Raw genomic sequence first — 25,159 nt, 5'->3', positions numbered from 1 at the left:
CGGGCCACACCGGCTATATGCTGACGCACTGTCATCCAACTGTCATGTCACCCCAAATGTTAAAGTCAGACGCAACACCGGCTCGCAAGACTCCGGGCGCGCCGGATGGGAATCCTGTCCCGAAGGATAACAAGAGAACGCAATACACCGCCGGCTTCCTCAGGCACGCTGAACCGGCCGAGACCGGCGCGGAACCTGCGATCGAGGGCGCCGTGATTGACCAGACGCCGTTGCAGGACACGACGCCTGCGCCGGAGCCGGCTCAGTCGAACGTCGGCGCGCTTCACGCCGGAGAAATCGAGCTCAAGCTTCTCGTCGATGCCGATCGCATGGCGCATTTCAACGCCGCCCCGGTCATTGCGGCCAACGCGCGCAACAAGGGCACGCGCAAGCATCTCAAATCCGTCTATTACGACACGGCCGAGCGTGCGCTCCGGCGCAGCGGCCTGAGCTTGCGCGTACGCCAGAGCGGCGCGCGCTTCGTGCAGACCGTGAAGACCGACGCCGCGGACGATCCGCTGCGCCGTGGCGAATGGGAGGCGAGCGTGCCGTCGCTGGCGCCGGATGTCGCTCTGGCGATGCCGTTCATTCCGGAGAAGCTTCGCTCCCACCTCGAAGCGCAGCCGCTCGAAGCCGTCTTCACCGCCGACGTTCATCGGCATGCGAGGATCGTCGATCTGCCGTCCGGGACGGTCGAGATCGCCTTCGACCGGGGCGTGCTGACGGCCGGCGACCGGTCGATCCCCGTGAGCGAGATCGAGCTGGAACTCAAGAGCGGCAGCGCGAGCACGATCTACGAGGTCGCGCTGCGGCTTGCGGAGCAGGGGGCGGTGAAGCCGTCCATCCGTGCCAAGTCGGCGCGCGGCTTCGACCTTGCCGCGGGCGCGCCGCCCTCGGCACGCAGGCCTCGCAAGCTTCGCCTCGATCCGTCGGTCACGCTCGACGAAGCCTTCGCGACGATTCTGCGCTCCTGCTTCCTTCACCTGCTTCAGTCGTTGCCGGCGGCCGAGGACGGGCGCAATCCGGAAGGCGTCCATCAGCTGCGCGTCTCGCTGCGCCGGCTGCGATCGGCGCTGGACCTGATGCGATCGGTCGGCGCACTCAGCAATCTCGACGCGCTGCGGTCGGAAGCAAGATGGCTGGCGCAGGACCTGTCTGCCGCGCGTGACTGGGACGTGTTCCAGCTCGAGACCTTGCCGACGATCGCGAAAGCCTGTGCTTCGGTTACCGGCTTCGATGCCTTGGGCCGGGCTGCGGCCAAGTGCCAGTCGGAGGCCTATCGCAAGGCGCATCAGGCGCTCGACGATCGCCGCTGCGCGGTTTTCCTGATCGGCCTCGGTCACTGGATCGAGACGCGGGGCTGGCGCAACGACGTTGCCGCCGAAGATCTCGGTCAGCTCGCCGAGCCCGCCGTCGATTTCGCGCAGCGCATTTTGTCGGAGCAATATGCCAAGGTGCTCAAGCGTGGCCGTCGCTTCAAGTCGCTCACGATCGAAGAGCTGCACCGGGTGCGGCTTGCGACCAAGCGGCTGCGCTATCTCAGCGAGTTCCTGCTGCCGCTGTTTGCGGATCGCAAGTCCGTGCGACGGTTCTCGCGCCGGCTCGCCGGTCTGCAGGAGGAGCTCGGCGCCTTCAACGACATGGCGGTCACGGCCTCATTGCTCGATGGACTTGATGCGGAGCCCGACGGCGCCATCGCCGCGGCGGCGATCGCCGGCTGGCAGGCGCGTGCATCGATCGGCGTGCAGCCGTCGTTGCAGGGCGCGTGGCGGGATTTCACCGCCGCGCGGGTGCCGTGGTCTCGCCAGGCCTCGCAGGACTGATCGTGCATCCCCAAAAAGTTGCGGCCAGCCATTGGGGGATGGCTGGCCGCGCGCGAACCGGTCTGGGACGGGGAGGGGTGGGGATGTGACCGGGTCGCGTAACTCGTTTGTTCCTGACTGCTAGTCCCTGGCGCTGGCGGTGGAGACCGCCGGCTTGGTGTCGCCGAGCGAGACCCAGACATTGGGATCGCCCTGCGACTGGCGCTTGACGAAGCGGTAGCCGGTCTCCGTCCAGGCAACGACGTTCTCGTTCTGATTGTCGAGAACGAACTCGCCCTTGTCGGTCTTCACCGTCAGCACCGCGTGCCCTTCGCCCTTCTTGTCGCGCACGACGGTGATGAGCAGGGCCTCGCGAGGCCAGCCGGCATCCATCAGCATCTTGCGCTTCAACAGCACGTAGTCTTCACAGTCGCCATAGCCGTCCGACGGCAGCGACCACCTCTCGACCACGCCCCAGTGCTCCTGGTCGGTCAAAGGCTTGACGGTCTCGTTGACCCAGCGATTGACCTTGACGAGGTCGCGCCATGCGGCCTGCGACATCACGATGTCGCGCGGCTGCGTCGGCCCGCCCTGGCACTGAGCGGCATTGTCCGCACAGAACTCGACCCAGCCGATCGGCGCGCGCGTGGTGTCGCCGAGGCTCGCGTAGAGCAGACGGTTCTCACCGGCCTGCACTGTCGCGCTGATCCCGAAGAGCATGGCGGCGATCGCCAGCCTCTTCCCCTGTCCCGTGAAATCAAACATTGCGGCCCCCGTTTCTTGTTGGGACCACATTTCGCACGGAGCTTTTGAGTTGCCGCTAAGTCAGCCAAGTCAAGTCGAGACGAATACAAGTAAAACGCGCGGCGAATTCGATCTATACTTGAATCGAATTCGAATAAAATTTGAGATGACTGTAATTGATTCAAATTTTATCGATTAACGCGGGAACGCTGGCGGAACTGCTGTTCCGAGGCGCAAACAGGTCCCGCGTTAACCCGCACAGTCCCGTCGCCGCGCGCGAAAAAGCGGCGTCCGCATCGCGGAGGCCGCCTTCAGGGCTGGAAAATCAGTGGTTTTGGCGCGCTTTCGCTTTACCGCGCGGTAACGCTCTCTTCGAGTGTCTCGACCGGCTGCTCGTGCATGAACTCCAGCGCGAAGCCGTCTTCGAGGTTTCGGACCACGCGGCCCTGGACCCGGCCGAGCAGCACGATCGATTTCAGCGGCGGGCGGTTCTCGGCGGCGATGGCGGCGCCGGACAGCGACAGGTCGATGATGCGGCAGGTCATCTTGGTGCCGTCCTCGAGCGTGAGCACCGCGATCGGGTTGCGCGGCACGATACGGTCGTGGCGGCGGTCCTCCGGCAGGTTGAGGATGTCGCGGTTGGCGAGCCAGGTGAGCTGGGCGGCGAGCTTGTCGCGCTTCCTGGGCGTTGCCCCGATCGTCATGGCAAAGCCATTGTCGATGATCCGGGTGATCTTGCCCTCGACGCGGCCGATATGGTCGAGATAGGCGACCACGCGGTCGCCGACATTGCCGATGCCGGGGGCGAGCAGGGCCAATCCGCCCGGCGACATGTTGATCACCTGGCAGGGGAATTCCCGGCGGTCCGGCAGCATGTAACGGCCGAGCAGGTGCACCTTGACCCGCTGGAAACGCCGACGTTCCTCGGCGGCCGGAAGAAGTTTTTTGTTCGCCAACGCCATTTTCAACACCCGACCCCCCGCCCGGGCGGAGTCCGGCACGACCCTAAGGTGCATAGGGTTAATGCCGCGTTAGGATGGGACGCATCGATGACGGACGGACACAATACGCTGGAACGCCACATCAGCGGCGGGCAGGCCGGCCACCGTCAGCGCGTCCGGGGTCGAGGGCGACCGGTCAGGCCTGTCTTGTTCCCCGCCGATACAACCACAGCAGCAGCGCCAGCAGCACCGCGGCCGAGAGCCCGAGCGACCAGTGAATGCCGATCGCCGCGCCTGCTAGCCCGACGGTGATGCCGCTGAAGGCCCGCATCCCGAGCCCGGCCATATTATAAAGACCGACGACGCGGCCGCGGATGTCGGACGGCGCGTTCAGCTGCACCAGCGCCTGCGCCATGGTGTTGAACGACAGTTCGAAGAAGCCCGCGAAGAACAGCAGTACGATCGCGACGGGATAGATCCGCACCGCGGCGAAGCCGAGCAGCGCGGCGCTCCACAGCATCGCCAGCAGGATCGCGGTGCGCGGCGTGCCCTTCAGCCGCCCCCAGGATTCCAGCGCGATGCCGGCGAGCAGCGCTCCGGCGGCGTCGGCCGCGAGCAGCACGCTGTAGGACACGCCGGGGTCGCCGTGGCCGAGATCGCCGGCAAAGCCGGGCATCTGGGCGTGATAGGCGTTCCCGATCATGAAGGAGGTGAGGCCGGCGAGCCACGTCATTGCGGTCAGTACCGGCTGGGTGCCGATGGCGCGGATGGTCAGCGCGATGTCGGCAAGGCCGCGCACGGCGAAGCGCCGCACCGCAATGCTCTTGTCGCGCATCGGCGCCCAGAACAGCCAGAGCAGCATGGGGAGGTAGAACAGCGTGTTGAAGATGATGCCGTGCGAGGGGCCGAGCGTCAGCATGATGACGCCGCCGACGGCGGGACCGACCAGGATGCCGAGATAGCGCGCCATCGCGTTCAGCCGCACCGCGCTCGGAAGATCGGCCGGGCCGACGAGGTCATAGAGCAGCAGCTGGTTCGGCGTCTGCCACAACACGCCGGCGCAGCCGTGGATCACCAGCAGCAGCATCGCGTGCCACATCTGGATGCTGTCGGTGATGAAGAAGAAGCCCCAGCCGCTCGAGGCCACGATGAACAGCAGCATGCCGCACTGGATGATGCGGCGCGGATCGAACCGGTCGGCGAGCCCGCCGACGGCGACGGAGAACAACAGAAACGGCAGCCAGTGCGACAGCACGGCAAAGCCTGCCAGCGCCGGCGAATGGAATTTCTGGAACACCACCCAGTAGCTGATCACGTGCTCGATATTGTCGGCCATCATCGCCAGCACGTAGGCCACGAACTGGAGGCGGTAGGGCACCGACTTCATCGCCGCGAACGAGCCGGACGCGACCACGGGATTTTGGGGAAGGGGGTTCAAGCGATCACCTGGGTGGGATTGATCGGGCCTTACACGTTCGACGCGGGACGCTCAAGACACTTGGGTGTGCTTGGGCATCTGCCGTGCACTGTAGCCACAAACACCGCCGTCATCCCCGCGCAACCGCAAAGCGGTTGTCGCTGGAGGTGCGCGCTCTTGCGCGCCTCGAAGGATGGGCTGCAAGCGCCTGTGGCCCATCCTTCGAGGCTTCTCCTTGCGACGCGGATGCGTCGCAAGGCTCGCACCTCAGGATGACGGCTGAGCTTGTGGCAGGCAGGCGACGTAGCCCGGGTGGAGCGCGGCGCAATCCGGGAACGCCGGCCCCGCATTGCGCTTCGCTTCATGCGGGCTACGAACCTGCTCCTACCCCAGCGACTTCACGTAAACCGCATACGGCACGCCAAGAATGTCCGGCGCCTCGCGAACCCTGGCAAATCCCATCCGCAAATACATCGGCAGCGCGACCGTCATGATCGGCGTCGTGTGCAGCGCGATGACCGGCGACTGGTCGCGCTCGGCGCGGCGCAGGCATTCTTCGGTCAATCGCCGGCCGATGCCTTTGCCGCGCGCGGCGGGATCGACCACCAGCATGCGGATGATCGGCCAGGCCGGATCGAAGAACGCCGGCTTCGGGGCTTGCGGACCGACATAGGCCACGGCGCCGACGATCTGGCCGCTATCTTCGGCAACGATGATCTCGCCGGTCTTGGCAAGCTCCGGCATCTTCGCGACATTGGTGGTAAACAACGGCCAGTCGGAAAAGTCCTGCTCGAATTGCGCGAAGGCCGCCAGAGCGACGCGCCTGATCGCTTCCGCATCCACTGGCTGATAGTCACGCAGCATCGGCGTCATCCTCGATCGCGCTTGGCACGACCGCGCATCTCACATACGCTTCGTCCCACGCCCGCACCAATCAATCATAACAGACGGGCAGCGAGGACACACCATGGAGCACATCCGCGTCTGCACGCACGCAGGACCGGGCTCGGAGCCTGTCATCCGCACCGTGCCGTGGCCGAAGGTCGGCCGCAAGGCCGCGCTGATCAAGATCGGCGCCTGCGGGGTTTGCGGCACCGACCTGCACATCCTCAAAGGCCACTGGCCGAAGCCGCTGCCCTGGCCGTTCACGCTGGGCCATGAGCTCGGCGGCATCATCGTCGAATGCGGCGAGGAGTTTTCCGAGGACTTCATGAGCAAGCCGCTGGCCGTCGGCTCGAAGGTGATGATCCCGCCGCTGATGCCGTGCGGCCGCTGCTATTACTGCATCCATTATCCGCAGACCGCCAACAAGTGCCTGACGCCGGTCTATTACGGCCGCTATCTCGGCTTCGACAAGGCGCCGCACATGTGGGGCGGCTGGGCCGAATATGTCTATGTCGATCTCGACATGCTGCCGGGCACCAAGATCTACAAGCTGCCCGACGACATGTCGTTGCGGCTGGGCGCGCTGTCGGAGCCGCTCACGTCCTGCATCCGCGCCTTCAACCGCGCGACCCGCGCCGGCGGTTTTTCCTGGGGCGACACGGTGGTGATCCAGGGCTCCGGCCCGATCGGCATCCTGGCGGTCGCGGCCGCGCAGGAGATGGGGGCAGGGCGCGTGATCTGCGTCGGCGCGCCGGAGGAGCCGCGGCTCAAGCTGGCGCGCGAGTTCGGTGCGGAGGCGACGGTGAACATCGAGGAACTGAAATCACCTCAAGATCGCATCGCGCGCGTGCGCGAGATCGTCGGTGGCTTCGGCGCCGATCTCGTGATGGATTGCTCCGGACATCCGACCGCCGGCCCGGAAGGCATCGAGATGCTGCGCGACGGCGGCACCTATGTCGAGATGGGCCAGTTCACCGACGCCGGCTCGATCGACACGTCCTGGCACCGCATCTGCACCAAGGACCTCAACGTGCTCGGCTCCTGGGGATTCACGGCCAACGATCTGCCGCTCGGCGTCGACATGCTCTACCGCACGCGCGACAAATATCCGTGGCTGAAGATGCAGACGATCTATCCGTTCACGGAAGAGGGCGTCGCGCAGGCGGTGAGGGACGCGATGGCGATGAAGACGGTGAAGTCGACGATCGTGCCGTGGCCGGAGCTGGTGGAATAGCCGATGTCGTCCATCCCCCGCGATCTCGCGACGTTTCTGGTCGAAGCCAAGCGGCGGACCTATGCGGGCCTCGACGACGACGCGACCGTGGCCGCGCCGCTGCTCGCCGGCTCGAAACAGCTCGAGCATCGCGCGCCGCCTTATGCATATCGCGATATCTATTTCGGGATGGGATTCTTCGTCGGGCAGGAGACCGTGTCGCGGGACGAACGCGTCATCTGGTCGATGAGCTACAGCGGCGGTGTGCGTGCGGAGATCGGGGATCGCGACAGCTTCCTCGCGATCTACAAATTCCTGCGTCAGGCGCTGCTGGCCGTATCCGTCGAACAGCCCTATCGCGGACCGCGCCTGTTCGAGCAGGCCGGCATGGTCTACCGCAACGAGGCCGAAGGCGCGCTCGATTGCTTCCACGGCGTCGAGATGATCGCACGGCATGACGGCACGCCGTTGTACGAGCTGCGCTACAGTGGCGGCTTGTTGCGATAAATGGTCCGTAGCCCGGATGAGCGCAGCGACATCCGGGACCTTTGTTGACGAGGCTTTCCCGCATATCGCTTCGCTCATGCGGGCCACGAGGCGGAGTCTGGAATGAAGACGAGATGACAAACGAACAGACACCCGAACCAAACCGGCGCACCCGCTCCCCCTTCCATGCCATTCGCGCGATCGACTACACCGTCATCTTCGTGCGCGACATGGTGGCGATGCGCCGCTTCTACGAAGACATCCTCGCCTTTCCGCTGCTGCGCGAGCTCTCGCCGAACTGGATCGAGTACGGCTTGGGCGGCAATACGCTCGCTTTGGCAAGGCCGGGCCGAACCGCTGCGGATGCGCCGGTCCCGCCCGGCGCTGCATCGCTGCAACTGGCTTTCAGGGTGTCCGCGGCCGAGGTCGACCAGTGCGCCGACGAGCTGGTTCGGCAGGGCGTTGAGCTGCTGTCGCCGCCGACGAACCAGTCCTTTGGACATCGGACGCTGTTCTTCCGCGACCCCGACGGCAATTTATTGGAGGTCTACGCGGAGATCTGATCTATGCCAGCTTGCGCGCCGCGGCGGTTGCCTCGTTGCCCGTGTTCGGCGTGCCGGTCGGCTCGATGAGCAGGAGATGAACCTCCTCGCGTGCCACCGGGCGATGTTCGACGCCTTTGGGCACGACGTAGAGTTCGCCCGGACCGAGCGTCACCGTGCGATCCCGCAATTCGATGTCCAGATTGCCTTTCAGGACGAGAAAGAAATCGTCGGTGTCGTCGTGCTTGTGCCAGGTGAATTCGCCCTTCACCTTCACCACCATCACGTCGCAATCGTTGAAGGTCGTGATCGTGCGCGGCGACCAATGGTCCTGAAAGGTCGCGAGTTTGTCGGCAAGCGATATCCCGTCGGCCATGGGCCCTCCTGCACTATTTTTCCGTGAAGCACGATTTGGGATCGAATAGCCGACGCGACAAGACTTGTATCCGGTCGATCGCGTGATCCTGTCTTTGGGATCCAAGGGCGCCGACTAAAGCATGATGAAATTAGGTTCGGCGGGCTGTCGGTGATTCACCTCTCCCCGACGGGGAGAGGTCGGATTGCGCAGCAATCCGGGTGAGGGGCTGCGGCACTCAGCGAGACCAGATCCCCTCACCCGGATCGCATCTTCGATGCGCTCCGACCTCTCCCTACGGGAGAGGTGAATCGAGCCCTGAGCCACGTCGATTCAACCAAAATTCATCCCGCTTTAGGTTGGCGGGGCGATGCTCCCTGTATCGATCTCGCTCTCCTTCACCACCGCCGCTCCCACCACCTTCGTGCCCTCCAGCTCCCGCACGATCCGATCATCCGGCCCCACGACACCGAGATCGAATTCGCGATCCGGCGTGACGAGGACCACGCGCTGGCCGACGATCACGACCACCGTCATGTCACTGGTCTCGCCTTCGACGGTCCATGCGCGGATGTCGTCGGCGTAGGGCTGCTTGCGCCAGGCGTCGGGAGAGCCCGGGTCGCATCGGACTTCGATGCCATCCTCCGACGTGGTCAGGACCAGCTTCGACCGGCTCGGCTTCCAGCGCTCGTCGAGGAGATCGTTGACCAGCCACAAGCAGGCGAAGTTCTCACATTCGGCCGGCCGCTCGGCGTAGATCGCGCAGCCGCGGCCGGGCTTGCAATGCCGGCACCAGGCATTCGCGGGCTTGGCCAGCGCCTCGATGGCCATCACCTTGCAGCAGAGCGTGCAATCGCCGCAGGTGCGTTTGACGGAAGAGGTCATGCGCGCATTCCCGGCACGTCCAATCGCGCACAATTTAAGCGAGGCGGCTGCGAAAATCAGCTGCTTTGGGGCAAAAGCTCACTATATGCAGCAAAACGGCCCGGAAACGCTGCATCTAGTAGGTCGAGCGGTCGGTAAGCTTATTCGCGATGTCGCCAAAGCCATGCGTCATAGGCATGGTGATTTGCCCGCGCTTGGCGTAAAGAGCGTCCAAATCAAATCACCACGCGTGCGGCCGGACCATTTGCCGAGCATGCAGCTTCAGGTCGCGCGGCTCGACGTTCCGCGCCTGGACCAACCAAGGTTTATCCCGTGTCATTCCCGACCATGAGTCCGCCGCTCGCCCGAGCTTTGGCCGAGCGCAACTACGACCGTCCGACCCCCGTTCAGCTCGCCGTGCTCACCGAGGAGGCCGCGGGCCGCGACCTCCTGGTTTCGGCCCAGACCGGCTCCGGCAAGACCCTCGCTTACGGACTGGCCCTCGCCAAGGATCTGCTTGATGGCATCGAGCGGTTCGAACGGGCGGGCGCGCCGCTCGCCTTGATCGTGGCGCCGACCCGCGAGCTCGCCTTGCAGGTTCAGCGCGAGCTGGCCTGGCTGTACGAGCACGCAGACGGGCGCGTCGTCTCCTGTGTCGGCGGCATGGATCCGCGGCGCGAGCAGCGCGAGCTTGCGGCCGGCGCGCACATCGTCGTCGGCACGCCGGGCCGGCTGTGCGATCATTTGCGCCGCGGCCGCCTCGACATCTCCGAATTGAAGGCCGTCGTCCTCGACGAGGCCGACGAGATGCTCAATCTCGGCTTTCGCGAGGACATGGAGTTCATCCTCGAGACCACGCCGGAAACGCGCCGCACCCTGTTGTTCTCGGCGACGTTTCCGCGCGGCATCGTCGCGCTGGCCAAGCAGTATCAGCAGCAGGCGTTCCGGATCGAGGTCGCGGGCGACGAAGGCGGTCACGCCGATATCGAGTATCGCGCCATCCGGATCGCGCCCGCCGATGTCGAGCACGCGGTCGTCAACGTGCTGCGCTTCTTCGAGGCGCCGAGCGCCCTGGTGTTCTGCAGCACGCGCGATGCCGTCAGGCATCTGCAGGCGGCGCTGCTGGAGCGCGGCTTCTCCGTCGTCGCGCTATCAGGCGAATTGACGCAGAACGAGCGCACCCTGGCGCTCCAGTCGCTGCGCGACGGGCGTGCCCGCGTCTGCGTGGCGACCGACGTCGCCGCCCGCGGCATCGACCTGCCGAGCCTCGACCTCGTCATTCAAGCCGACCTGCCCAACGACGCCGAAGTCATGCAGCATCGTTCGGGCCGCACCGGACGTGCGGGCCGAAAGGGGACGAGCGTCCTGCTGGTGCCGCCCGCGCGGCGGCGGCGTGCGGAGCTGCTGCTCAATCTCTCAGGCATCGATGCGGTCTGGGGGACGGCGCCGCAGGCGGACGAGATCCGCAAGCTCGATCACGAGCGCATGAAGGACGTGCTGTTCACCGAGGAGACGACGCCCGACGATCTGGCGCTGGCGCAGGCGTTGTTGGCCGAGCGCTCGGCTGAAGATATTGCCGCCGCGCTGGCGCGGCTCTATCGCGCGCGGCTGCCGTCGCCCGAAGACATCATCGATCCCGGCGAGCGAACTGGCCGGCCGCGCGACGATCGCGGTCGCGACAATGTCCGGGCGCCTGGCGGCGATGATCGCCCCGAAAGGGCTCGACCCAAATCGGGGAAATCGTCGTCGAAGCACGGCATGGCGGAGGGCAGCGTCTGGTTCCGGGCCAATATCGGACGAAGAAAGAACGCGGAAGCACGCTGGCTCTTGCCGATGATCTGCCGTCGTGGCGGCATCGACAAGGGCGACATCGGCGCCATCAAGATCATGGACACGACGACCGAGTTCGAGATCTCCGAGCGGGTCGCGGACTCCTTCGCTGCCAAGATCAAGCGTCCGGACAAGGAAGACAATATCCGCCTTGAACCGATGGCGGATGCGCCGCAGCGGCAAGCGCCTTCGGAAGAGCGGTCAAAGCCGCCCCGGCGCGAGAGCGGCGACAGCGATCATCGTGAACGTCGCGACGATCGCCCGCGCGAGGCGGGATTCAAGCCGCGCAGCAAGGCTTTCGGCGATCGCGGGCCGAAATTCGACGATGCTCCTGCTTTCGGGAAGAAAAAGAAGCATAAGAACAAGCCCGGTCACGCCGGAGCGCCGCCTGCGGTCACAGCGTGGCCCGTGAAGGGCGCGCCCGGAAAGAAGACAAAGAAGAAGCATCGGGGCTGAGCCGAGGCGCGTCACGTCGCGGCGAGGTCGCGGAGCATGTAGGTCGCGCTTTCGCCGTAGCCTGCGAGCTTTGCGCGCAGCTCCGCGTCCGCCGTGACGGGCCGAAAGCCGAAACGTTCCCACAGCGGCCGTGTGGCGTAGACCGAGACCAGCGCGAGAGCTGCGATGCCCGACGCGCGCGCAAGTTCCTCCATCTTCGCGACATAAGCACGCGCTGCGCCGCCACGATGATCCGGCAGCACGGCGACGTCGTGCACATAGAGGCAGTCCGCATCATCGGGCAGTCGTTCGAGGAATCCATCGAGCGGTGGAATCCGGTGCCGCCGCCAGGGATGCGCAAGTCCGTAGCCGGCGGTCTCGTCGTCCGCAATGAGCACGCGGCAGCCATCGGGATAGAGCCGCATCTTCTCCGCGAACACCTCGGGGCGTTCAGGCAGATCAGGATGGATGCGCGCTGCGATCGTGCCGATCGCGGGCAGGTCGGAGATGCGCGCGGGACGCCAATGCGGCTTGCTCATGTCGGTCCGTCGTTCCGTCTCACTCATTCCAGTTTATTCCGGCACGATGATGCGTGCAGCGAAAAATTTCTTTGCCGCGCGCAAAGGAATACGGCGGCTCGCGCGGCGTCCTACCCATGCAAGCCAATTGCATGACAGGAGAGACCATGACGACATCCCCGATCCGCCTTGCGCTCACGCTCGCCGTGTCGCTCGCAATCATTCCCGCCGCGTTCGCCGCGCCGCCGACGAAGACCGGCAAGACCGACAAGGGCAACGTGCTCACCGACGCCAAGGGCATGACGCTCTACACCTTCGACAAGGACGCGGACGGCAAGTCGGCCTGCAACGGCCCATGCGCGACGAACTGGCCGGTGCTGAAGGCCGAGGCCAGCGATGCCGCCGGCGACGGCTACACCATCATCACGCGCGACGACGGCTCGAAGCAGTGGGCCTACAAGGGCAAGCCGCTCTATACTTTCGCCAAGGACACCAAGCCCGGCGATATCACCGGCGACGGATTTCTGAACGGCGCCTGGCATCTGGCGATGCCGTGAGCGATTGACAGCACGGGCCGGGTATCGCCGTGGCAGGCGATGTCCGGCCCGATCGCGCAGGCGGCGTCTCGGGCGAGGGATTCTATCGCGCCGGGGGAGGGCTGGCGGCCGCTTCCGGCAGTTCCGGCGTCGCGTCCTTGGGGTCGTACCAGCTTGCCGCGTCCGAGCGCCAGATGTGAGAGCGCGCGGGGCCCGCGACCGGCGTATCGAGGCATCCCATGCGCAGCAGCACGTTCGGCTGCGCGATCCGTTCCGCCATGATGTGCGAGCCGCAGCGGGTGCAGAAGCGGCGGAATTTGCCGGGCGAGGACTCGAACGCGGCGAGCAGCTCGTCGCCGCGCACCCACCGGAACGCCGCGCGCGGCACCGGCATCACGCTGGAAAACGCCGAGCCGTGCGCCTTGCGGCAAGTCTGGCAATGGCAATGCACGAAGGGCGCGGGCTCCGCATCCACTTCATACGCAACAGCGCCGCACAGGCAACTTCCGGTCAGCATGCTCTCCCCGCAGGTCAGTTCGTTCACGCAAGCCAGTCTAGTCGCGGAGACGGCGGCGGTGAAGCAGCGAAAACGATCGCCTTATGCGTACGATTTACAGTGCACAAACGGCGCCGGGCACGCGTAAGTCGGGCCGCGCGCCTTGTAATCCATGGTTTCGTAGCCATTTCGGGCTGACATCCAGCCGAAAGGGCGTTTCGAATGAAGTTCCGTGTCGGATTCGAAATGCTCTACGATTTCCCGCAGCCAACGCCGATGATCATGGTGTTGGGCACGCATTTCACGCGTGCCTCCGATGTCATCGTGCCGGATTTCCTGACCACCACGCCTGCGGTCGAGATCACGCCCTATCGGGACATGTTCGGCAATTGGTGCAGCCGCATGGTCGCGCCGGCCGGTCGCATGCGCCTTGCTGCCGATGGCGTGGTTCGCGACAGCGGCCTGCCGGATCCGGTGGTTGCCTCGGCCGCTCAGCACGCAATCGAAGAGCTCCCTGCGGACACGCTAGTCTATCTGCTCGGCAGCCGTTACTGCGAGACCGACCGGCTTTCGGAGATCGCGTGGCAGTTGTTCGACAAGACACCTCCGGGGTGGGCGCGGGTGCAGGCGATCTGCGATTTCGTTCACCGTCACATCGCTTTCGGCTACGAGCATGCGCGTGCCACCAAGACGGCGTGGGAGGCGTACCAGGAAGGCAAGGGCGTCTGCCGCGACTATGCCCACCTCGCCATTGCGTTCTGCCGCTGCATGAATATTCCCGCGCGCTACTGCACTGGGTACCTGAGCGACGTCGGTACGCCGCAGCCTTGGGCGGTGGGCGATTTCGCCGGCTGGTTCGAGGCCTTCATCGGCGGACGCTGGCACACTTTCGATCCGCGCAACAACGTGCCGCGGCAGGGCCGCATCCTGATCGCTCAGGGGCGCGATGCCTGCGACGTTCCGATCACGCAGACCTTCGGCCCGAACGAGCTGGTCAGCTTCAAGGTCTGGACCGACGAGATCGCGTGATGGCCGCTCGTCCCCCGCTCAGCAGCGACGCGGCGAGCTTGGCTCACGCAGCCGGCGCCGGCACCAGTCCATAGCGCAGCATCGTCTCCTTCATCTTCGCGGGATCGGGTGGCGCGCCGGTCGACAGGAGCGCCGCCATCTCGGTGAAATATTGCGGTCCCAGCACCCCGGGGCTCAGGATGCAGAGGCATGTCGCAGGCTCCGCCGAACGGTTGGCAAAGCCGTGCACGATGCCGCGCTTGATGAAAACGGATTGTCCGGGCCCGAGATCGGTCTGCTGGCCGTCGATCGTCCAGGTCGAGACGCCGGACAGCCCGTAAATCGTTTCGTCCCAGCGGTCGTGATAGTGCGGGATCGGCATCCGCGCATTCGGCTGCAGCGTCATTTCGAAGATGTCGACGCTGCCGCCGGTGTCGTCCTTGCTGTGCAGGAAGCGGAGCTGAAGCGTGCCGAAATTGATGTTGTCGGACATGGCCTGGTCATCCCGGTGAGAGGCTGCATCGAGGTCGCGGCGCTCGCCCAGATCGAAACGAAAGCTGCCGCAGTCCCTCATACACCATCAGCCTGCGTGCGACCGGCCAATTTGTCGCACAGGACCGTTGCAGGCCGACTTGCCGGTTGCGCAGGCGGCAGAACATTCCGGCTCAAACGGCTCCGGGGATCGACGCCTCTGAATAGCTCGCCGGCGCTGATCTGAAGTTGGCGCATGCAATTGCAGCAACTTTAAAGACGCAGAATTCTCGCTGCGCCGCTTCGTCGCAATACTTGAATTAATTCAAATCGAGAGTCCGAAAGCGAACCGAAGCGTCGGCTGTCGTCGGCCATAGTTGGCTCCGGCAGGGGGCGAGAGCGGCATGGCCGCAGCAGCATCCCACCGTCGTGAAAGTAGGGGCAGTGGTGTCCCGGTGCAGTACGCATCTGGACGCGTCGGGGAGTCTTCAATCCATTATCTAGTTTCGCTTGAAAGGATGAAAGCCCGTGAGTGATGCCGATATGAAAGCCGATATGAAAGCCGAGACGAATGCCGCTCCGCTGAATGGGGCGGCGAACGGAAATGCAAAGCTCAAGTTCGACATGCCGTTTTTCAACATCCAGGCGATCTTCGGCGATCTCGCCGCGCCGGCCGCGACACGGGCCAAGGCAAATTTCGAGCAGATGAAGGTGACGTCCGAAGAGATCACCACGGCTCTCTGCGACGCCTGTGCGACCAATGCCAGGCGTTCCGCCGAGTACGGCACCAAGGTCATCGAAATATCCAACGCCAATACCAGCTCCGCGCTGGAATTCTTCTCCCAGCTTGCGGATGCGAGGTCGTTTGCGGACCTCGTGAACCTCTCCACCGCCCACGGTCGCAAGACCTTTGAAGCGGCTTCCGCCCAGAATCGGGAGCTTTGGGACCTGGCCCAGAAGGTCGCGACCGAGACGGCCGAGCCGATCAAGAACAGCTTCAACCGGGTTCTGCATAGGGCTGCTTGAATCGAAGCTACCGGCCACGTGGATCGGCTGGACGAGCGTCTTCGCGAGAAGAGACGCCGTCCAGCCGATGGCGGCCAGCCTCGCCGTGAGGTGATGCCAAGCTGGAGGGAAATCAGGATGGGTATGGTGATGATCAAGTGCCCGGAAACGGGGAGCGCTATTCCGACGGGCATCGAGATGGATAGCGACAGGTTTCGCTGCAGTGCGGTCTTTTTTTCGCGCACCTATTGCCGGATATGCGCGGCGACGCACGAGTGGTTCGCCAAGGAGGCCTGGGTCTACGAGTCGGTCTTGGCGAACGGGAAGTCCGGGGGCGGGCAGCCATTCCGCGCCGGTGCGGCGTGAAGGAGCCTTGACGCATCCTGCGACACGATCCGATCGATCCTGCGGCTCATCACCTTGTAGCACTCGCAAGCGACGGCCTCGAGCCGTTGCCTGTCGATTTCGAGCTGGCCGCGCCGATTGGATTTGATGGCCCTTGATGCTCGGAGTGCACTCACGACGTGCGTGACCGTGGTGCGCCGGACGCCGAGCAATTCCGACAGCGTCTCCTGGGTCAGGGGCAGGATGTCACCGCCATCCGTCCGGTCGTGAATGTGAAGCAGCCAGCGGGCGAGGCGCGCTTCGACGGAGTGCAGCGCGTTGCAGGCCGCGACGTGCAGGAATTGCGTCATCATCGCCCTGGTGACGATCTGAACCGCGCCTGCGATGGCGGGACTGCGTTCGAGCGTCGCTTGAAATCGCGCCGGTGAGATCTGCAGTGCGGTCCCGGCCACGCGGACAACCGCCGTCAGGGGAGATCGGACGGGGCCGAGCGCCGTCATGATTCCGACGGCGCCCTCGTTGCCGATCACAGCGGTTGCGGCCGTCTGTCCGTTCGGCAATTCCATGATGAGGGCGATCGCGCCGCTGCAGGGGAAGTAAAGGTGCTCGATCCGGTCGCCCGATCGAACGAGGACTGCGTCGTGCAGCAGCGGCACTTTCCGTAAATGCGGTGCAAGCAAAGCGAAGTCGGCCGGCGGTAACGCAGCTAACAGGCGATTACCAACTCTTCTCGCGTGCTCCATCACGGGAAGCACCCCTCGACGGAGGCTCGGCGGCGAGCAAACGCATCGTCAACGACCGAGCCGCGTTGCCGCGCCGACCCTTGCCACGGCAAGTGGGAAAACGCACTTCAACAGGCAAGGTTCCAATGACGGATCGGGCGCCCGCGCGCCGACGCGGTCTGACGTCCATCCGACGCGCGCGAGGAAGTCCGGGGCGGCCGTTTGCAAAAACTGCGCGCCCGACACGAGGAGTGCTCCTACCGCAACCCCTCATACACCATCAGCCCGCGGGCGATCTGCAATTTGCGGATCGCGCGCGGCAGCAGCTTCTCCGGCTGGTGCAGATAGCGCCAGGAGGTGAGGGTGAACGGGCCAAGCGCACCGCATTCGTCGTCGAACGGTGCCAGCACGCCGGTAACGCTGACAGGCGTGTGCGGCCGGGCGTTGAAGGGCAGCAGCAACAGCTCCAGATGCGCCTTGCTGCCGTCCTCGCGCGCGGCGGTGACGCCGGCGATCGCACCTAACGTCTCGTCGGCGACGACAGTCGTGATCTCCCCGATCTCGCTGCGGCTCGCCTCAGTGAACAGCGCCGCAAAGCTCTGGTCCTTGAGGTCGAGCCCGGCAAGCGCGCAGACGCGGGTGCCGGCGACGCGGAACGGGAAGCCGAGGTTTTGTTCGCAGGACAGCACGAAGATGTCGCTGAGCAGGCCGCGGACGGCGGCCGGGTCGATGTCGGCCCGGTCAGGGGCCCGCGCAGTGCCGCGCTTCTTGTCCCAATACGCGAAGAATGCGCGGCTCGACGGATGTTTCATGACTGAACGCTTACCCCGGGGCCACACCATGTGGGACAGACCTGTCCCGCTTCAGTGCACCCGCGATCCCTGTGTTGTTGTGCAGGAGGGGATTTGCAGCGTCCATGCCGCGGGGGCGTTTTCGCAGCTCCCGGCGGTGTCTTTGCGTCGTTAACGTTAAATTAACTATGCGCTTTGCGTGTCCCGCGGCCCTGCTATGGTGACCGCGGTCGCAAGCCTCGCCGCTTTTCTCCAGGTTCTCGGCGGGGCCTGTACACAGGCGTCAAACAGTTTGGTCACGGGCCGCGGGGAGGGGTGGGGATACACCTTATTCCTCTGGCAACCGGAAGGCCGACACGGACAGGCAGGGCTTTCCCAGGGCCCTGCCTTTTCCTTTTCTCAGGCACACTCTCGCTCGTGCCCCGGACGCAGCGCAGCACTTCTTCAGTGATGCGCTGCAGAGCCGGGGCCCATGTCGCGAAGGCCCATGTCGCGAACGCGACCGAAGAAGAGCTGGGTCCCGGCTCGGCGGTGCGTCACTTCGTGCCGCACCTTGTCCGGGACACGAGACCTGTGCAGACCCGCAAGGTCTCCCTGTCCCGGACGCACTGCAGCGCCAGCGATGCAGTGCAGAGCCGGGACCCAGTCAGGTCGCAAGCGAATTCAGCTCGTCCGTCAGGTCGCGCCAGTCCGGATTGAGGTCTTCAATCAGCTTCAACTTCCAGGCGCGTCGCCATCGCTTCAGCGAGCGCTCACGTGCCCTTGCTTCTATGATGGAAGCGTAAGTTTCGAAGTAAACCAGCAGGGTTACCCCATATTGCTTCGTTAACCCGGGCACGAGCTTGGCCTTATGTGCGGCCATCCGGCGGGCAAGGTCGTTGGTAACGCCGACATATAACGTGCCGTTTCGCTTGTTCGCGAGGATGTAGACGAAGAAGGCGGTTTGCATGGGCGTGAGGCAGAAGGTGATGGCTACCTAAAATTGCATGGTTCGCGCCTGCTGCCAATCTGGGTCCCGGCTCGGCGGCGCGTCACTTCGTGCCGTGCCTTGTCCGGGACACGAGATCGTCCGGACCGGCAAGGTCTCCGTGTCCCGGACGCAGCGCAGCGCCTTGGCGATGCGCTGCAGAGCCCAGCGCCTCGCTCGGTTCAGGGCGAGCCCCACTTTCACGATTTCCTTTTGCGCACTTGCGCAAGGCCGGCAAAGGCGACTATCTCCAAGCGTATCGCTCCGATCGCGCCTGAAAGCGAGCTGCCTTGGATTCCCCGCAAGATTCTCCGCCGCACGATCCTCAGCCGGACGTGCCGGCCGTCGTCGAGGCGGCTCCGCGCGAGCCGATCCTGACGCTGCCGTTCGCGCTGACCGCCTATATCGTCCTGCTGGCGCTGATCCATCTGCGGGTGCTGCTGCCGCCGGAACTGGAGAACTGGACCATCGACGTCTTCGGCTTCATCCCGAAGCGCTACGATTCCTCGCTGCTCAATCTCCAGATCCCGGGCGGCGCCGGCGCCAAGGTCTGGAGCTTCGTCACCTATTCGCTGCTGCACGCCAATCTGACCCATCTCGGCTTCAACGTGCTTTGGCTGCTGCCGTTCGGCAGCGCGCTGGCGCGGCGTTTTGGCACGATCAGGTTCTTCCTCTTTCTCGCGGTGACGGCGGCGGCCGGCGCGCTTGCCCATCTCGTCACCCATGAGCATGCGGTGGCGCCGATGATCGGCGCTTCGGCCTCGGTGTCGGGCGCGATGGCGGCGGCGATCCGCTTTGCCTTCGTCCGCGGCAGCTTCCTGTCGTTCAGCCGTTCGGACGCCGATACCGCCGCCAAGGTTCCGGCCCTGCCGCTGTCGCGCGCGCTGCGCGACGGGCGGGTGGTCGGCTTCCTCGCGGTGTGGTTCGGCGTCAACATCATCTTCGGCGTCGGTGCGATTGGCATCGATGCCGAAACCACGAGCGTCGCCTGGCAGGCGCATATCGGCGGCTTCTTCGCCGGCCTATTGCTGTTCGCGCTGTTCGATCCGGTGCCGCGCGTGCGAAACGATGCTGCGGATGCGTCATCACGGGACGTTTCCGACCGAATTTGAAGCGGCGCTTGCGGCGCGGCCCGAATTCATCCATCATTCGCGCGAAGAATGTTCCGAAGCGACAAGCCGCTAGCGGCGATGCTTCGCAAAGCGCCTGAAGCGTGCAACCGGCGCCTAAACTGTTAGTTGAAGACTCGAAGAACAAGCCCGGACTGCCGAAAGGCGGACGGCTCGGATTCAGGGAGGCGACAATGACGGTACGTTCCATTCTCAATACCAAGGGCCACCAGATCATGAGCGTCGGGCCCGACGCCAAGCTGGCTGCTGCGGCCAAACTGCTCGGTGAGAAGAAGATCGGCGCGGTGCTGGTGATGGACGAGAGCCGGCTGGAAGGCATCCTGTCCGAGCGCGACATCGTGCGCGTGATCGGCGAGCGCGGCGCCGGCGCGCTGGACGAGCCGGTCTCCCAGGTCATGACCCGCAAGGTCGTGACCTGCAAGGAGACCGATACCGTCGCCGAGCTCATGGAGACGATGACGACGGGCAAGTTCCGCCATCTGCCCGTGATCGACAACGGCAAGGTGGTCGGCCTGATCTCGATCGGCGACATCGTCAAGCGCCGCGTCCAGGAATACGAGGCCGAGCAGGAAGCCCTGCGCGACTACATCAAGACGGCCTGAGCGGCGTCACTCGCTGGCCTTGGGCGCCGCGCCCTCGGGCGGCGGCGCCAGCACGTGGATCGCCTCCTGGATCGAGTCCAGCGCGCGCTCGGCGGCGCGGGTGCCGAATCCGATGAGGTCGTCGGCGCGGTGGAAGTCGAACCAGCCGAACTGGCCGACCCGCGGCGTGATCAGCAGGTCCGGAGGATCGCCGGCGAGGCGGGCGCGGGTGATGCGGTCCTGCATGATGTTGAAGGCATCGACCATCACCGAGGAGAGGCCGGGCCGGTCCCCGCCGCCGAAGAACTCGCGCTTCACCGTCTTCTCAGGCGAGAAGAATCTCGGGAAGCGCCGTTTTGACGTCGTCTCTCCGGCCGCAGGGGCGACCGGTTCAGGCGCCGCGCCGTGCGAATAGACCGTCGTCGAATAGGTGAAGATGTCGCTGGAAAGATTTGCGGCGATGACGATTTCAGCGCCCAGCGCCCGCGCGGCCGAGACCGGCACCGGATTCACCAGCGCGCCATCGACCAGCCAGCGATCGCCGATCAGCACGGGTGAGAAGATGCCGGGCAGGGCGTAGGAGGCGCGCATCGCGTCGACCACGCGGCCGCGTGTCAGCCAGATCTCGTGGCCGGTGCGAACCTCGGTCGCGACGGCGGCGAACTTGATCGGAAGGTCCTCGATCAAGGTGTGGCCGCACGCTGCCTCGAGCCGGGTCGCCAGCTTCTCGCCGCCGATCAAACCGGAGCCGTTGAGGCGGATGTCGAGATAACCAAGGATATTGCGCATGCCTTGCAGACCGCGGCCCCACTCCTCCAGCGTATCGAGCTTGCCGGACGCGTAGAGGCCGCCGACCACGGCGCCAATCGAGGTGCCGACCACGACGTCGGGCACGATACCGTTGGCGAGCAGGGTCCTGATGATGCCGATATGGGCGAAGCCGCGCGCGGCGCCGCCGCCAAGGGCGACACCAATGACCGGCCGGCGGATGCTGCCGAGGCCGATCTTCTCGCCGTTCGAGCCGCGGCCCTTCAATCTGTCCAGCACCAAAACTCTCCTACGCGTGGCCAGCCCGCACCACTAGACTAGGCTTCGCACTCGCTCTCCGCCATATCGGGGGCGAAGCATGGTTTATGCCGCTTTGGAGAGGGCGCTGGGCAGGAGTATGGCGATGGGCGGTTGCCTCCTGTCTAATCACGCAGGCGTCAACCGGGTTCCATCAACCCATGGCGGGACCGTATTTCCTGGGGTATCAGAGGCTTGAATTTGCCGCGTTTTCGGTGAAAGGCAGGTGGCATGACTCTCGGGGGTGACGGCATCATCGGATGGCGGCGCAGCGTATCGCTGCTGCCGGCACTGATCCTTGCCGTGTGCCTTTTTACCCTGGGTCAAGGTGTTGCCCAGGCGCAGCTTTTCTCCGATCGTCCGCCGCCGGTGCCCCCCGCATCGGTGCCCGATCCCGGCGGCGCCGTCAGCCTGGCGCCGCCCTCCGGGCCGGGGGCGGCTCCCCCCAGCCTGCCGCCGACCCTGACGCAGCCGCTGTCCCCCAGCATGCCGCCACCGGCGGTCACGACCGTGCCGCCGGCCGCGCCGCTCAATGCGGCGGTGCCGGGACAGGGTGTGCTGTCGCTGACCGCGAAATACGGCAAGGACTCGGCCCCGATCACCAGCGGCCTGGTCTGGCGTGTCTTCGCCGACCGTCCCGACGAGAACGGCACGTTCAAGCTGATCCGTGAGGACCGCAACGCCACGCCCAACATCGTGCTGCCGCCCGGCAACTACGTCGTGCACGTCGCGTTCGGGCTCGTCAGCGCGGTGCGCACCGTCAGCCTGAAGGCCGAGACCGACCGCGAATCCTTCGTGCTGCCGGCGGGCGGCCTGCGCATCGAGGGCCGCGTCGGCACCAGCCGCATTCCGCAGAACCAGATCTCGTTCGCGATCTACAAGGGCAGCCAGTTCGAATCCGGCGAGCGCGCCTCGCTGGTGCCGAACGTCGCGGCCGGCGACGTCGTGCTGCTGCCGGAGGGCACCTACTACATCATCTCCAACTATGGCGATGCGAACTCGGTGGTGCGCTCGGACATCCGCGTCCAGGCCGGCAAGCTCACCGACGTCACCATCACCCATCGCGCCGCCGTCATCACGCTCAAGCTCGTCAGCGACAGGGGCGGCGAGGCGCTCGCCAACACCGCCTGGTCGGTGCTGACCCCCGGCGGCGACGTCATCAAGGAGTCGATCGGCGCCTTCCCGCGCGTCGTGCTCTCCGAGGGCGAATACCGCGCCATCGCCAAGAACGAGGGCAAGGTCTACGAGCGCGGCTTCAACGTCGTCAACGGCGTCGACGGCGAGGTCGAAGTCGTCGCGCGCTGATCCCGGGTGAGGGGGGCCGCGAGTCGCCCTGCCGATATCGCGTTAGATCTCTCCACATCGTCATTGCGAGCGCAGCGAAGCAATCCAGAGTCCCTCCGCGGATCGATTCTGGATTGCTTCGCTGCGCTCGCAATGACGAGGAGGGGACGTCACTTCCGATACCGCAGCGCCTCCACCAGCACGGCAAACGCCGGGGTCGGCTGCCGCCGGCTCGGGTAATAGAGGTGATAGCCCGCGAACGGTGCGCACCAGTCGGAGAGCACGCGGACCAGTTGGCCGTCAGCGATCTCCCGCTTCACCAGATCGTCCGGGATATAGGCAAGGCCAAGCCCCGCCAGCACCGCATTCATCCTGAGCAGGCCGGTGTTGAACACGAGCTGGCCGTCGACCCGCACCTTCATGGTGCGGCCGCGCTTCTCGAACTCCCAGGCATAGAGTCCGCCATAGGTCGGCAGGCGCAGGTTGATGCAATTGTGCTCGGTGAGATCCTGCGGCCGCTTCGGCTTGCCCCGTGCGGCGAAATAGGCAGGTGAGCCCACGACCGCCATGCGCATCTCCGGCCCGATCCGCACTGCGATCATGTCCTTGGCGACCTGCTCGCCGAGCCGCACGCCGGCATCGTAACGCTCGGCGACGATATCGGTGAGGCCGTAGTCGACGACGAGCTCGACCTTGATATCAGGGTAGCGCGGCAGCAGCTTGGCGAGCGCCGGCCACAGGATGGTCTGCGCCGAATGTTCGCCGCTGGTGATGCGGACGGTGCCGGCCGGCGTCTCGCGCAGCGCGGTCAGCGCCGACAGCTCCGCATCGATCTCCGCAAAGCGTGGCCCGATATTGCGCAGCAGGCGCTCGCCGGCTTCCGTCGGCGCGACGCTGCGGGTGGTGCGGGTGAGCAGCCGCAGGCCGAGCCGCTCCTCCAGCGCGCGCACGGTGTGGCTGAGCGCGGATTGCGACACGCCGAGCTGGGCGGCCGCGCGGGTGAAGCTGCGCTCGCGGGCGACCGCGAGGAAGGCGAGGAGGTCGTTGACGTTGCTGCGCGCCATTCATGAATCCGGATCATGAGTACATGCCGGTTTTATCACCTAATCGCAGGCTCGCGCGCGACCTAAATTCGCAGCCGGACGAGATTTCAAGGAGAACTGCGATGCAGATGCGCAAACTGGGCAAGAGTGGTCTGGAGGTCTCGGCGCTTGGCCTCGGCTGCATGGGACTGAGCTATGGCTATGGCCCGGCGACGGAGACCTCGCAGGCGATCGCGCTGATCAGGACCGCCTTCGCGCGCGGCGTCACCTTCTTCGACACCGCCGAGGCCTATGGCCCCTTCGTCAATGAGGAGCTTTTGGGCGAAGCGCTGGCGCCATTCCGCGACAAGGTCGTGATCGCCACCAAGTTCGGCTTCAAGGGCGGCAAGGTCGAAGACGGGCTCGACAGCCGGCCAGCCAACGTCAAGGCGGTGGCGGAGGCCGCCTTGAAGCGGCTGAAGACCGACCGCATCGACCTGTTCTATCAGCACCGCGTCGATCCCGACGTGCCGGTCGAGGACACCGCGGGCGCGGTGAAGGACCTGATCCGCGACGGCAAGGTCCTGCATTTCGGCCTGTCGGAGGCGGGCGCGCAAACCATCCGCCGCGCCCATGCGGTGCAGCCCGTGACCGCATTGCAAAGCGAATATTCGCTGTGGTGGCGCGAGCCGGAGCAGGAGATCCTGCCGACGCTGGAAGAACTCGGCATCGGCTTCGTTCCCTTCAGCCCGCTCGGCAAGGGCTTCCTGACCGGTGCGATCACCGAAAGCACGACGTTCGACAAGAGCGACTTCCGCAACATCGTACCGCGCTTCTCATCCAGCGCACGAAAATCGAACCAGACCCTGGTCGATCTGCTCGGCGAGATCGCCGCGGCGAAGAAAGTGACGCCGGCGCAGATCGCGCTGGCCTGGTTGCTGGCGCAGAAGCCGTGGATCGTGCCGATCCCCGGCACCACCAAGCTGCACCGGCTCGAGGAGAATGTCGGCGCCGCCGCGGTGACGCTGTCGGAGGCGGATCTTGCTGCCATTGCGGCGGTGCTGGCCAAGGTCGCGGTGCAGGGCGATCGCTATCCTGCGCATCTCCAGGCGCGAGTCGGCCGCTGACATCTCGCATCAACGCCCGGTGAGCGTTCGCTTACCGGGCGTTCTCGTCCTGTGTTCGGATTTGAATACCTCTGTCAGCGCTATCATGCGTCCGCAGAACACCGGAAACATCGGCTTATTCCACAGGCGTCGCGACTTCGTCACAGCCGGTGCAAGATACGTGTTTCCGATAATCAATTTTATTCTCTTTCCATCCCGCTGCGTTATATGTCGGGCATCCGTCTAACGGGGGAGGCCGGAGCAGGCGTGCGCGCTTGCGAGACCGGCAGGAGCAGGGGACCAAGCCCGTCGGCATGTTCGAAGTGATCCTCACCAGGCGTAAGCGGTTTGGCTGGCGATGGCAGGTGTGCGACCAGTCCGGCAAGATATTTGCCGACGGGTTCGAGCGCACCCGGCCGTCCGCCAAGTATCATGGCGAGCGCGCATTGTTCTTCCTGTTGTCGCAGGCCTACTTGCGCAACCGCTCGGCGGCATCCAGCGAGGATTAGCCGCGTCCGTCGTTCCGTAGCCCGGGTGAGCGAAGCGATGCCCGGGACAGCGTCGGCAAGATCCCGGATGTCGCTTCGCTGATCCGGAC

The 25,159-nt window shown here is 65.2% G+C and carries 27 protein-coding genes; 13 read left to right on the top strand and 14 right to left on the bottom strand.

Going from position 1 to position 25,159, the window contains the following annotated elements; genetic code table 11:
• Positions 1 to 56: 56 nt before the first annotated feature.
• The gene (locus BM118_RS34050; RefSeq protein ID WP_092191490.1) at positions 57 to 1,823 is read left to right on the top strand and encodes a CYTH and CHAD domain-containing protein; all 1,767 of its coding nucleotides are present in this window, start codon (positions 57 to 59) and stop codon (positions 1,821 to 1,823) included.
• Between the two features lie 120 nt (positions 1,824 to 1,943).
• On the opposite strand, the gene BM118_RS34045 is transcribed toward BM118_RS34050, so the two are convergent.
• The 4 genes from BM118_RS34045 to BM118_RS34030 all read right to left on the bottom strand — a co-directional run bounded on the left by BM118_RS34045 (position 1,944) and on the right by BM118_RS34030 (position 5,768).
• On the bottom strand, positions 1,944 to 2,567 hold the full coding sequence (locus BM118_RS34045; RefSeq protein ID WP_177234940.1) for a transglutaminase-like cysteine peptidase: 624 nt from the start codon (positions 2,565 to 2,567) through the stop codon (positions 1,944 to 1,946).
• A 329-nt stretch (positions 2,568 to 2,896) separates the two neighbouring features.
• Entirely contained in the window at positions 2,897 to 3,508 is a 612-nt protein-coding gene (locus BM118_RS34040) for a PilZ domain-containing protein (protein WP_025575880.1), read from the bottom strand.
• A 175-nt stretch (positions 3,509 to 3,683) separates the two neighbouring features.
• A complete protein-coding gene (locus tag BM118_RS34035) occupies positions 3,684 to 4,925 on the bottom strand; it encodes an MFS transporter (protein WP_283806387.1) in 1,242 nt (413 codons plus the stop codon).
• A 363-nt stretch (positions 4,926 to 5,288) separates the two neighbouring features.
• Complete coding sequence (locus BM118_RS34030) at positions 5,289 to 5,768, bottom strand: GNAT family N-acetyltransferase (RefSeq protein WP_092191623.1); 480 nt, start codon at positions 5,766 to 5,768, stop codon at positions 5,289 to 5,291.
• Between the two features lie 103 nt (positions 5,769 to 5,871).
• Between BM118_RS34030 and BM118_RS34025 the strand changes: the two genes are divergently transcribed.
• From BM118_RS34025 to BM118_RS34015, 3 genes are all read left to right on the top strand, one after another.
• Positions 5,872 to 7,023 (top strand): zinc-binding dehydrogenase, encoded by a 1,152-nt coding sequence (locus tag BM118_RS34025; RefSeq protein WP_092191484.1) that lies wholly within the window; start codon positions 5,872 to 5,874, stop codon positions 7,021 to 7,023.
• Between the two features lie 3 nt (positions 7,024 to 7,026).
• A complete protein-coding gene (locus BM118_RS34020; protein WP_092191482.1) occupies positions 7,027 to 7,509 on the top strand; it encodes a DUF5680 domain-containing protein in 483 nt (160 codons plus the stop codon).
• A gap of 113 nt (positions 7,510 to 7,622) precedes the next feature.
• Positions 7,623 to 8,051 (top strand): VOC family protein, encoded by a 429-nt coding sequence (locus tag BM118_RS34015; protein ID WP_092191480.1) that lies wholly within the window; start codon positions 7,623 to 7,625, stop codon positions 8,049 to 8,051.
• Position 8,052: 1 nt separating this feature from the next.
• On the opposite strand, the gene BM118_RS34010 is transcribed toward BM118_RS34015, so the two are convergent.
• Both BM118_RS34010 and BM118_RS34005 read right to left on the bottom strand, forming a co-directional pair.
• Positions 8,053 to 8,406 (bottom strand): cupin domain-containing protein, encoded by a 354-nt coding sequence (locus BM118_RS34010; protein ID WP_092191478.1) that lies wholly within the window; start codon positions 8,404 to 8,406, stop codon positions 8,053 to 8,055.
• Positions 8,407 to 8,739: 333 nt separating this feature from the next.
• Complete coding sequence (locus BM118_RS34005; RefSeq protein WP_092191476.1) at positions 8,740 to 9,270, bottom strand: hypothetical protein; 531 nt, start codon at positions 9,268 to 9,270, stop codon at positions 8,740 to 8,742.
• Positions 9,271 to 9,597: 327 nt separating this feature from the next.
• Between BM118_RS34005 and BM118_RS34000 the strand changes: the two genes are divergently transcribed.
• On the top strand, positions 9,598 to 11,535 hold the full coding sequence (locus BM118_RS34000) for a DEAD/DEAH box helicase (protein WP_177234949.1): 1,938 nt from the start codon (positions 9,598 to 9,600) through the stop codon (positions 11,533 to 11,535).
• An 11-nt stretch (positions 11,536 to 11,546) separates the two neighbouring features.
• Here the strand turns inward: BM118_RS34000 and BM118_RS33995 are convergent, their stop codons facing one another.
• Positions 11,547 to 12,053 carry a GNAT family N-acetyltransferase gene (locus tag BM118_RS33995; protein ID WP_092191472.1) on the bottom strand — a complete coding sequence of 169 codons (507 nt, stop codon included), beginning with the start codon at positions 12,051 to 12,053 and terminating at the stop codon, positions 11,547 to 11,549.
• Positions 12,054 to 12,199: 146 nt separating this feature from the next.
• On the opposite strand from BM118_RS33995, the gene BM118_RS33990 reads away from it, so the two are divergent.
• The gene (locus BM118_RS33990) at positions 12,200 to 12,589 is read left to right on the top strand and encodes a COG4315 family predicted lipoprotein (protein WP_177234938.1); all 390 of its coding nucleotides are present in this window, start codon (positions 12,200 to 12,202) and stop codon (positions 12,587 to 12,589) included.
• An 82-nt stretch (positions 12,590 to 12,671) separates the two neighbouring features.
• Here the strand turns inward: BM118_RS33990 and BM118_RS33985 are convergent, their stop codons facing one another.
• Positions 12,672 to 13,112 (bottom strand): GFA family protein, encoded by a 441-nt coding sequence (locus BM118_RS33985; RefSeq protein WP_244550299.1) that lies wholly within the window; start codon positions 13,110 to 13,112, stop codon positions 12,672 to 12,674.
• A gap of 174 nt (positions 13,113 to 13,286) precedes the next feature.
• On the opposite strand from BM118_RS33985, the gene BM118_RS33980 reads away from it, so the two are divergent.
• Positions 13,287 to 14,093 (top strand): transglutaminase-like domain-containing protein, encoded by an 807-nt coding sequence (locus BM118_RS33980; RefSeq protein WP_092191468.1) that lies wholly within the window; start codon positions 13,287 to 13,289, stop codon positions 14,091 to 14,093.
• Positions 14,094 to 14,136: 43 nt separating this feature from the next.
• Here the strand turns inward: BM118_RS33980 and BM118_RS33975 are convergent, their stop codons facing one another.
• Positions 14,137 to 14,565 (bottom strand): cupin domain-containing protein, encoded by a 429-nt coding sequence (locus BM118_RS33975; RefSeq protein ID WP_092191621.1) that lies wholly within the window; start codon positions 14,563 to 14,565, stop codon positions 14,137 to 14,139.
• A gap of 506 nt (positions 14,566 to 15,071) precedes the next feature.
• Here BM118_RS33975 and BM118_RS33970 point away from each other — a divergent pair.
• Positions 15,072 to 15,569 (top strand): phasin, encoded by a 498-nt coding sequence (locus BM118_RS33970; RefSeq protein WP_244550298.1) that lies wholly within the window; start codon positions 15,072 to 15,074, stop codon positions 15,567 to 15,569.
• A gap of 278 nt (positions 15,570 to 15,847) precedes the next feature.
• Here BM118_RS33970 and BM118_RS33960 read toward each other — a convergent pair whose 3' ends face one another.
• From BM118_RS33960 to BM118_RS33950, 3 genes are all read right to left on the bottom strand, one after another.
• Entirely contained in the window at positions 15,848 to 16,636 is a 789-nt protein-coding gene (locus tag BM118_RS33960) for a Crp/Fnr family transcriptional regulator (protein ID WP_441299772.1), read from the bottom strand.
• A gap of 236 nt (positions 16,637 to 16,872) precedes the next feature.
• Entirely contained in the window at positions 16,873 to 17,427 is a 555-nt protein-coding gene (locus tag BM118_RS33955; protein WP_177234937.1) for a PAS domain-containing protein, read from the bottom strand.
• A 625-nt stretch (positions 17,428 to 18,052) separates the two neighbouring features.
• Positions 18,053 to 18,355, bottom strand: coding sequence for a GIY-YIG nuclease family protein (locus BM118_RS33950; RefSeq protein ID WP_092191460.1), 303 nt, complete (start codon positions 18,353 to 18,355; stop codon positions 18,053 to 18,055).
• Between the two features lie 308 nt (positions 18,356 to 18,663).
• On the opposite strand from BM118_RS33950, the gene BM118_RS33945 reads away from it, so the two are divergent.
• Both BM118_RS33945 and BM118_RS33940 read left to right on the top strand, forming a co-directional pair.
• Positions 18,664 to 19,485 (top strand): rhomboid family intramembrane serine protease, encoded by an 822-nt coding sequence (locus BM118_RS33945; protein ID WP_092191458.1) that lies wholly within the window; start codon positions 18,664 to 18,666, stop codon positions 19,483 to 19,485.
• Between the two features lie 191 nt (positions 19,486 to 19,676).
• Positions 19,677 to 20,105 (top strand): CBS domain-containing protein, encoded by a 429-nt coding sequence (locus tag BM118_RS33940; RefSeq protein WP_092191456.1) that lies wholly within the window; start codon positions 19,677 to 19,679, stop codon positions 20,103 to 20,105.
• Positions 20,106 to 20,111: 6 nt separating this feature from the next.
• Here BM118_RS33940 and BM118_RS33935 read toward each other — a convergent pair whose 3' ends face one another.
• Complete coding sequence (locus tag BM118_RS33935; protein ID WP_092191617.1) at positions 20,112 to 21,131, bottom strand: patatin-like phospholipase family protein; 1,020 nt, start codon at positions 21,129 to 21,131, stop codon at positions 20,112 to 20,114.
• Between the two features lie 249 nt (positions 21,132 to 21,380).
• Between BM118_RS33935 and BM118_RS33930 the strand changes: the two genes are divergently transcribed.
• The gene (locus tag BM118_RS33930; RefSeq protein ID WP_092191454.1) at positions 21,381 to 22,454 is read left to right on the top strand and encodes a hypothetical protein; all 1,074 of its coding nucleotides are present in this window, start codon (positions 21,381 to 21,383) and stop codon (positions 22,452 to 22,454) included.
• A gap of 149 nt (positions 22,455 to 22,603) precedes the next feature.
• Here BM118_RS33930 and BM118_RS33920 read toward each other — a convergent pair whose 3' ends face one another.
• Positions 22,604 to 23,497, bottom strand: a complete 894-nt coding sequence (locus BM118_RS33920) for a LysR family transcriptional regulator (protein ID WP_092191450.1) — start codon at positions 23,495 to 23,497, stop codon at positions 22,604 to 22,606.
• Positions 23,498 to 23,598: 101 nt separating this feature from the next.
• Here BM118_RS33920 and BM118_RS33915 point away from each other — a divergent pair, with 101 nt between their 5' ends.
• Together BM118_RS33915 and BM118_RS41905 are read left to right on the top strand one after the other, a co-directional pair.
• Positions 23,599 to 24,582 (top strand): aldo/keto reductase, encoded by a 984-nt coding sequence (locus tag BM118_RS33915; RefSeq protein ID WP_092191448.1) that lies wholly within the window; start codon positions 23,599 to 23,601, stop codon positions 24,580 to 24,582.
• 254 nt (positions 24,583 to 24,836) lie between these two features.
• Positions 24,837 to 25,070, top strand: coding sequence for a hypothetical protein (locus tag BM118_RS41905; protein ID WP_244550297.1), 234 nt, complete (start codon positions 24,837 to 24,839; stop codon positions 25,068 to 25,070).
• The last annotated feature ends 89 nt before the right edge of the window (positions 25,071 to 25,159 follow it).

The sequence above is a fragment of the Bradyrhizobium sp. cf659 genome, assembly GCF_900113725.1.
Classification (GTDB): domain Bacteria; phylum Pseudomonadota; class Alphaproteobacteria; order Rhizobiales; family Xanthobacteraceae; genus Bradyrhizobium.
The sequence above is the reverse complement of the archived record's forward strand: the minus strand, read 5'-3'. Positions and strand labels throughout refer to the sequence as shown.

What these genes read in the sequence shown, in the direction of transcription:
- BM118_RS33995 (WP_092191472.1), bottom strand. Translation starts at nt 12,053, where the DNA reads ATGAGCAAGCCGCATTGGCGTCCCGCGCGCATCTCCGACCTGCCCGCG.
- BM118_RS33990 (WP_177234938.1), top strand. Translation starts at nt 12,200, where the DNA reads ATGACGACATCCCCGATCCGCCTTGCGCTCACGCTCGCCGTGTCGCTC.
- BM118_RS34040 (WP_025575880.1), bottom strand. Translation starts at nt 3,508, where the DNA reads ATGGCGTTGGCGAACAAAAAACTTCTTCCGGCCGCCGAGGAACGTCGG.
- BM118_RS34020 (WP_092191482.1), top strand. Translation starts at nt 7,027, where the DNA reads ATGTCGTCCATCCCCCGCGATCTCGCGACGTTTCTGGTCGAAGCCAAG.
- BM118_RS34015 (WP_092191480.1), top strand. Translation starts at nt 7,623, where the DNA reads ATGACAAACGAACAGACACCCGAACCAAACCGGCGCACCCGCTCCCCC.
- BM118_RS34030 (WP_092191623.1), bottom strand. Translation starts at nt 5,768, where the DNA reads ATGCTGCGTGACTATCAGCCAGTGGATGCGGAAGCGATCAGGCGCGTC.
- BM118_RS34010 (WP_092191478.1), bottom strand. Translation starts at nt 8,406, where the DNA reads ATGGCCGACGGGATATCGCTTGCCGACAAACTCGCGACCTTTCAGGAC.
- BM118_RS33955 (WP_177234937.1), bottom strand. Translation starts at nt 17,427, where the DNA reads ATGAAACATCCGTCGAGCCGCGCATTCTTCGCGTATTGGGACAAGAAG.
- BM118_RS34045 (WP_177234940.1), bottom strand. Translation starts at nt 2,567, where the DNA reads ATGTTTGATTTCACGGGACAGGGGAAGAGGCTGGCGATCGCCGCCATG.
- BM118_RS33950 (WP_092191460.1), bottom strand. Translation starts at nt 18,355, where the DNA reads ATGCAAACCGCCTTCTTCGTCTACATCCTCGCGAACAAGCGAAACGGC.
- BM118_RS33980 (WP_092191468.1), top strand. Translation starts at nt 13,287, where the DNA reads ATGAAGTTCCGTGTCGGATTCGAAATGCTCTACGATTTCCCGCAGCCA.
- BM118_RS33930 (WP_092191454.1), top strand. Translation starts at nt 21,381, where the DNA reads ATGACTCTCGGGGGTGACGGCATCATCGGATGGCGGCGCAGCGTATCG.
- BM118_RS33975 (WP_092191621.1), bottom strand. Translation starts at nt 14,565, where the DNA reads ATGTCCGACAACATCAATTTCGGCACGCTTCAGCTCCGCTTCCTGCAC.
- BM118_RS33920 (WP_092191450.1), bottom strand. Translation starts at nt 23,497, where the DNA reads ATGGCGCGCAGCAACGTCAACGACCTCCTCGCCTTCCTCGCGGTCGCC.
- BM118_RS34005 (WP_092191476.1), bottom strand. Translation starts at nt 9,270, where the DNA reads ATGACCTCTTCCGTCAAACGCACCTGCGGCGATTGCACGCTCTGCTGC.
- BM118_RS34000 (WP_177234949.1), top strand. Translation starts at nt 9,598, where the DNA reads ATGAGTCCGCCGCTCGCCCGAGCTTTGGCCGAGCGCAACTACGACCGT.
- BM118_RS33940 (WP_092191456.1), top strand. Translation starts at nt 19,677, where the DNA reads ATGACGGTACGTTCCATTCTCAATACCAAGGGCCACCAGATCATGAGC.
- BM118_RS34025 (WP_092191484.1), top strand. Translation starts at nt 5,872, where the DNA reads ATGGAGCACATCCGCGTCTGCACGCACGCAGGACCGGGCTCGGAGCCT.
- BM118_RS33915 (WP_092191448.1), top strand. Translation starts at nt 23,599, where the DNA reads ATGCAGATGCGCAAACTGGGCAAGAGTGGTCTGGAGGTCTCGGCGCTT.
- BM118_RS33960 (WP_441299772.1), bottom strand. Translation starts at nt 16,636, where the DNA reads ATGGAGCACGCGAGAAGAGTTGGTAATCGCCTGTTAGCTGCGTTACCG.
- BM118_RS34050 (WP_092191490.1), top strand. Translation starts at nt 57, where the DNA reads ATGTTAAAGTCAGACGCAACACCGGCTCGCAAGACTCCGGGCGCGCCG.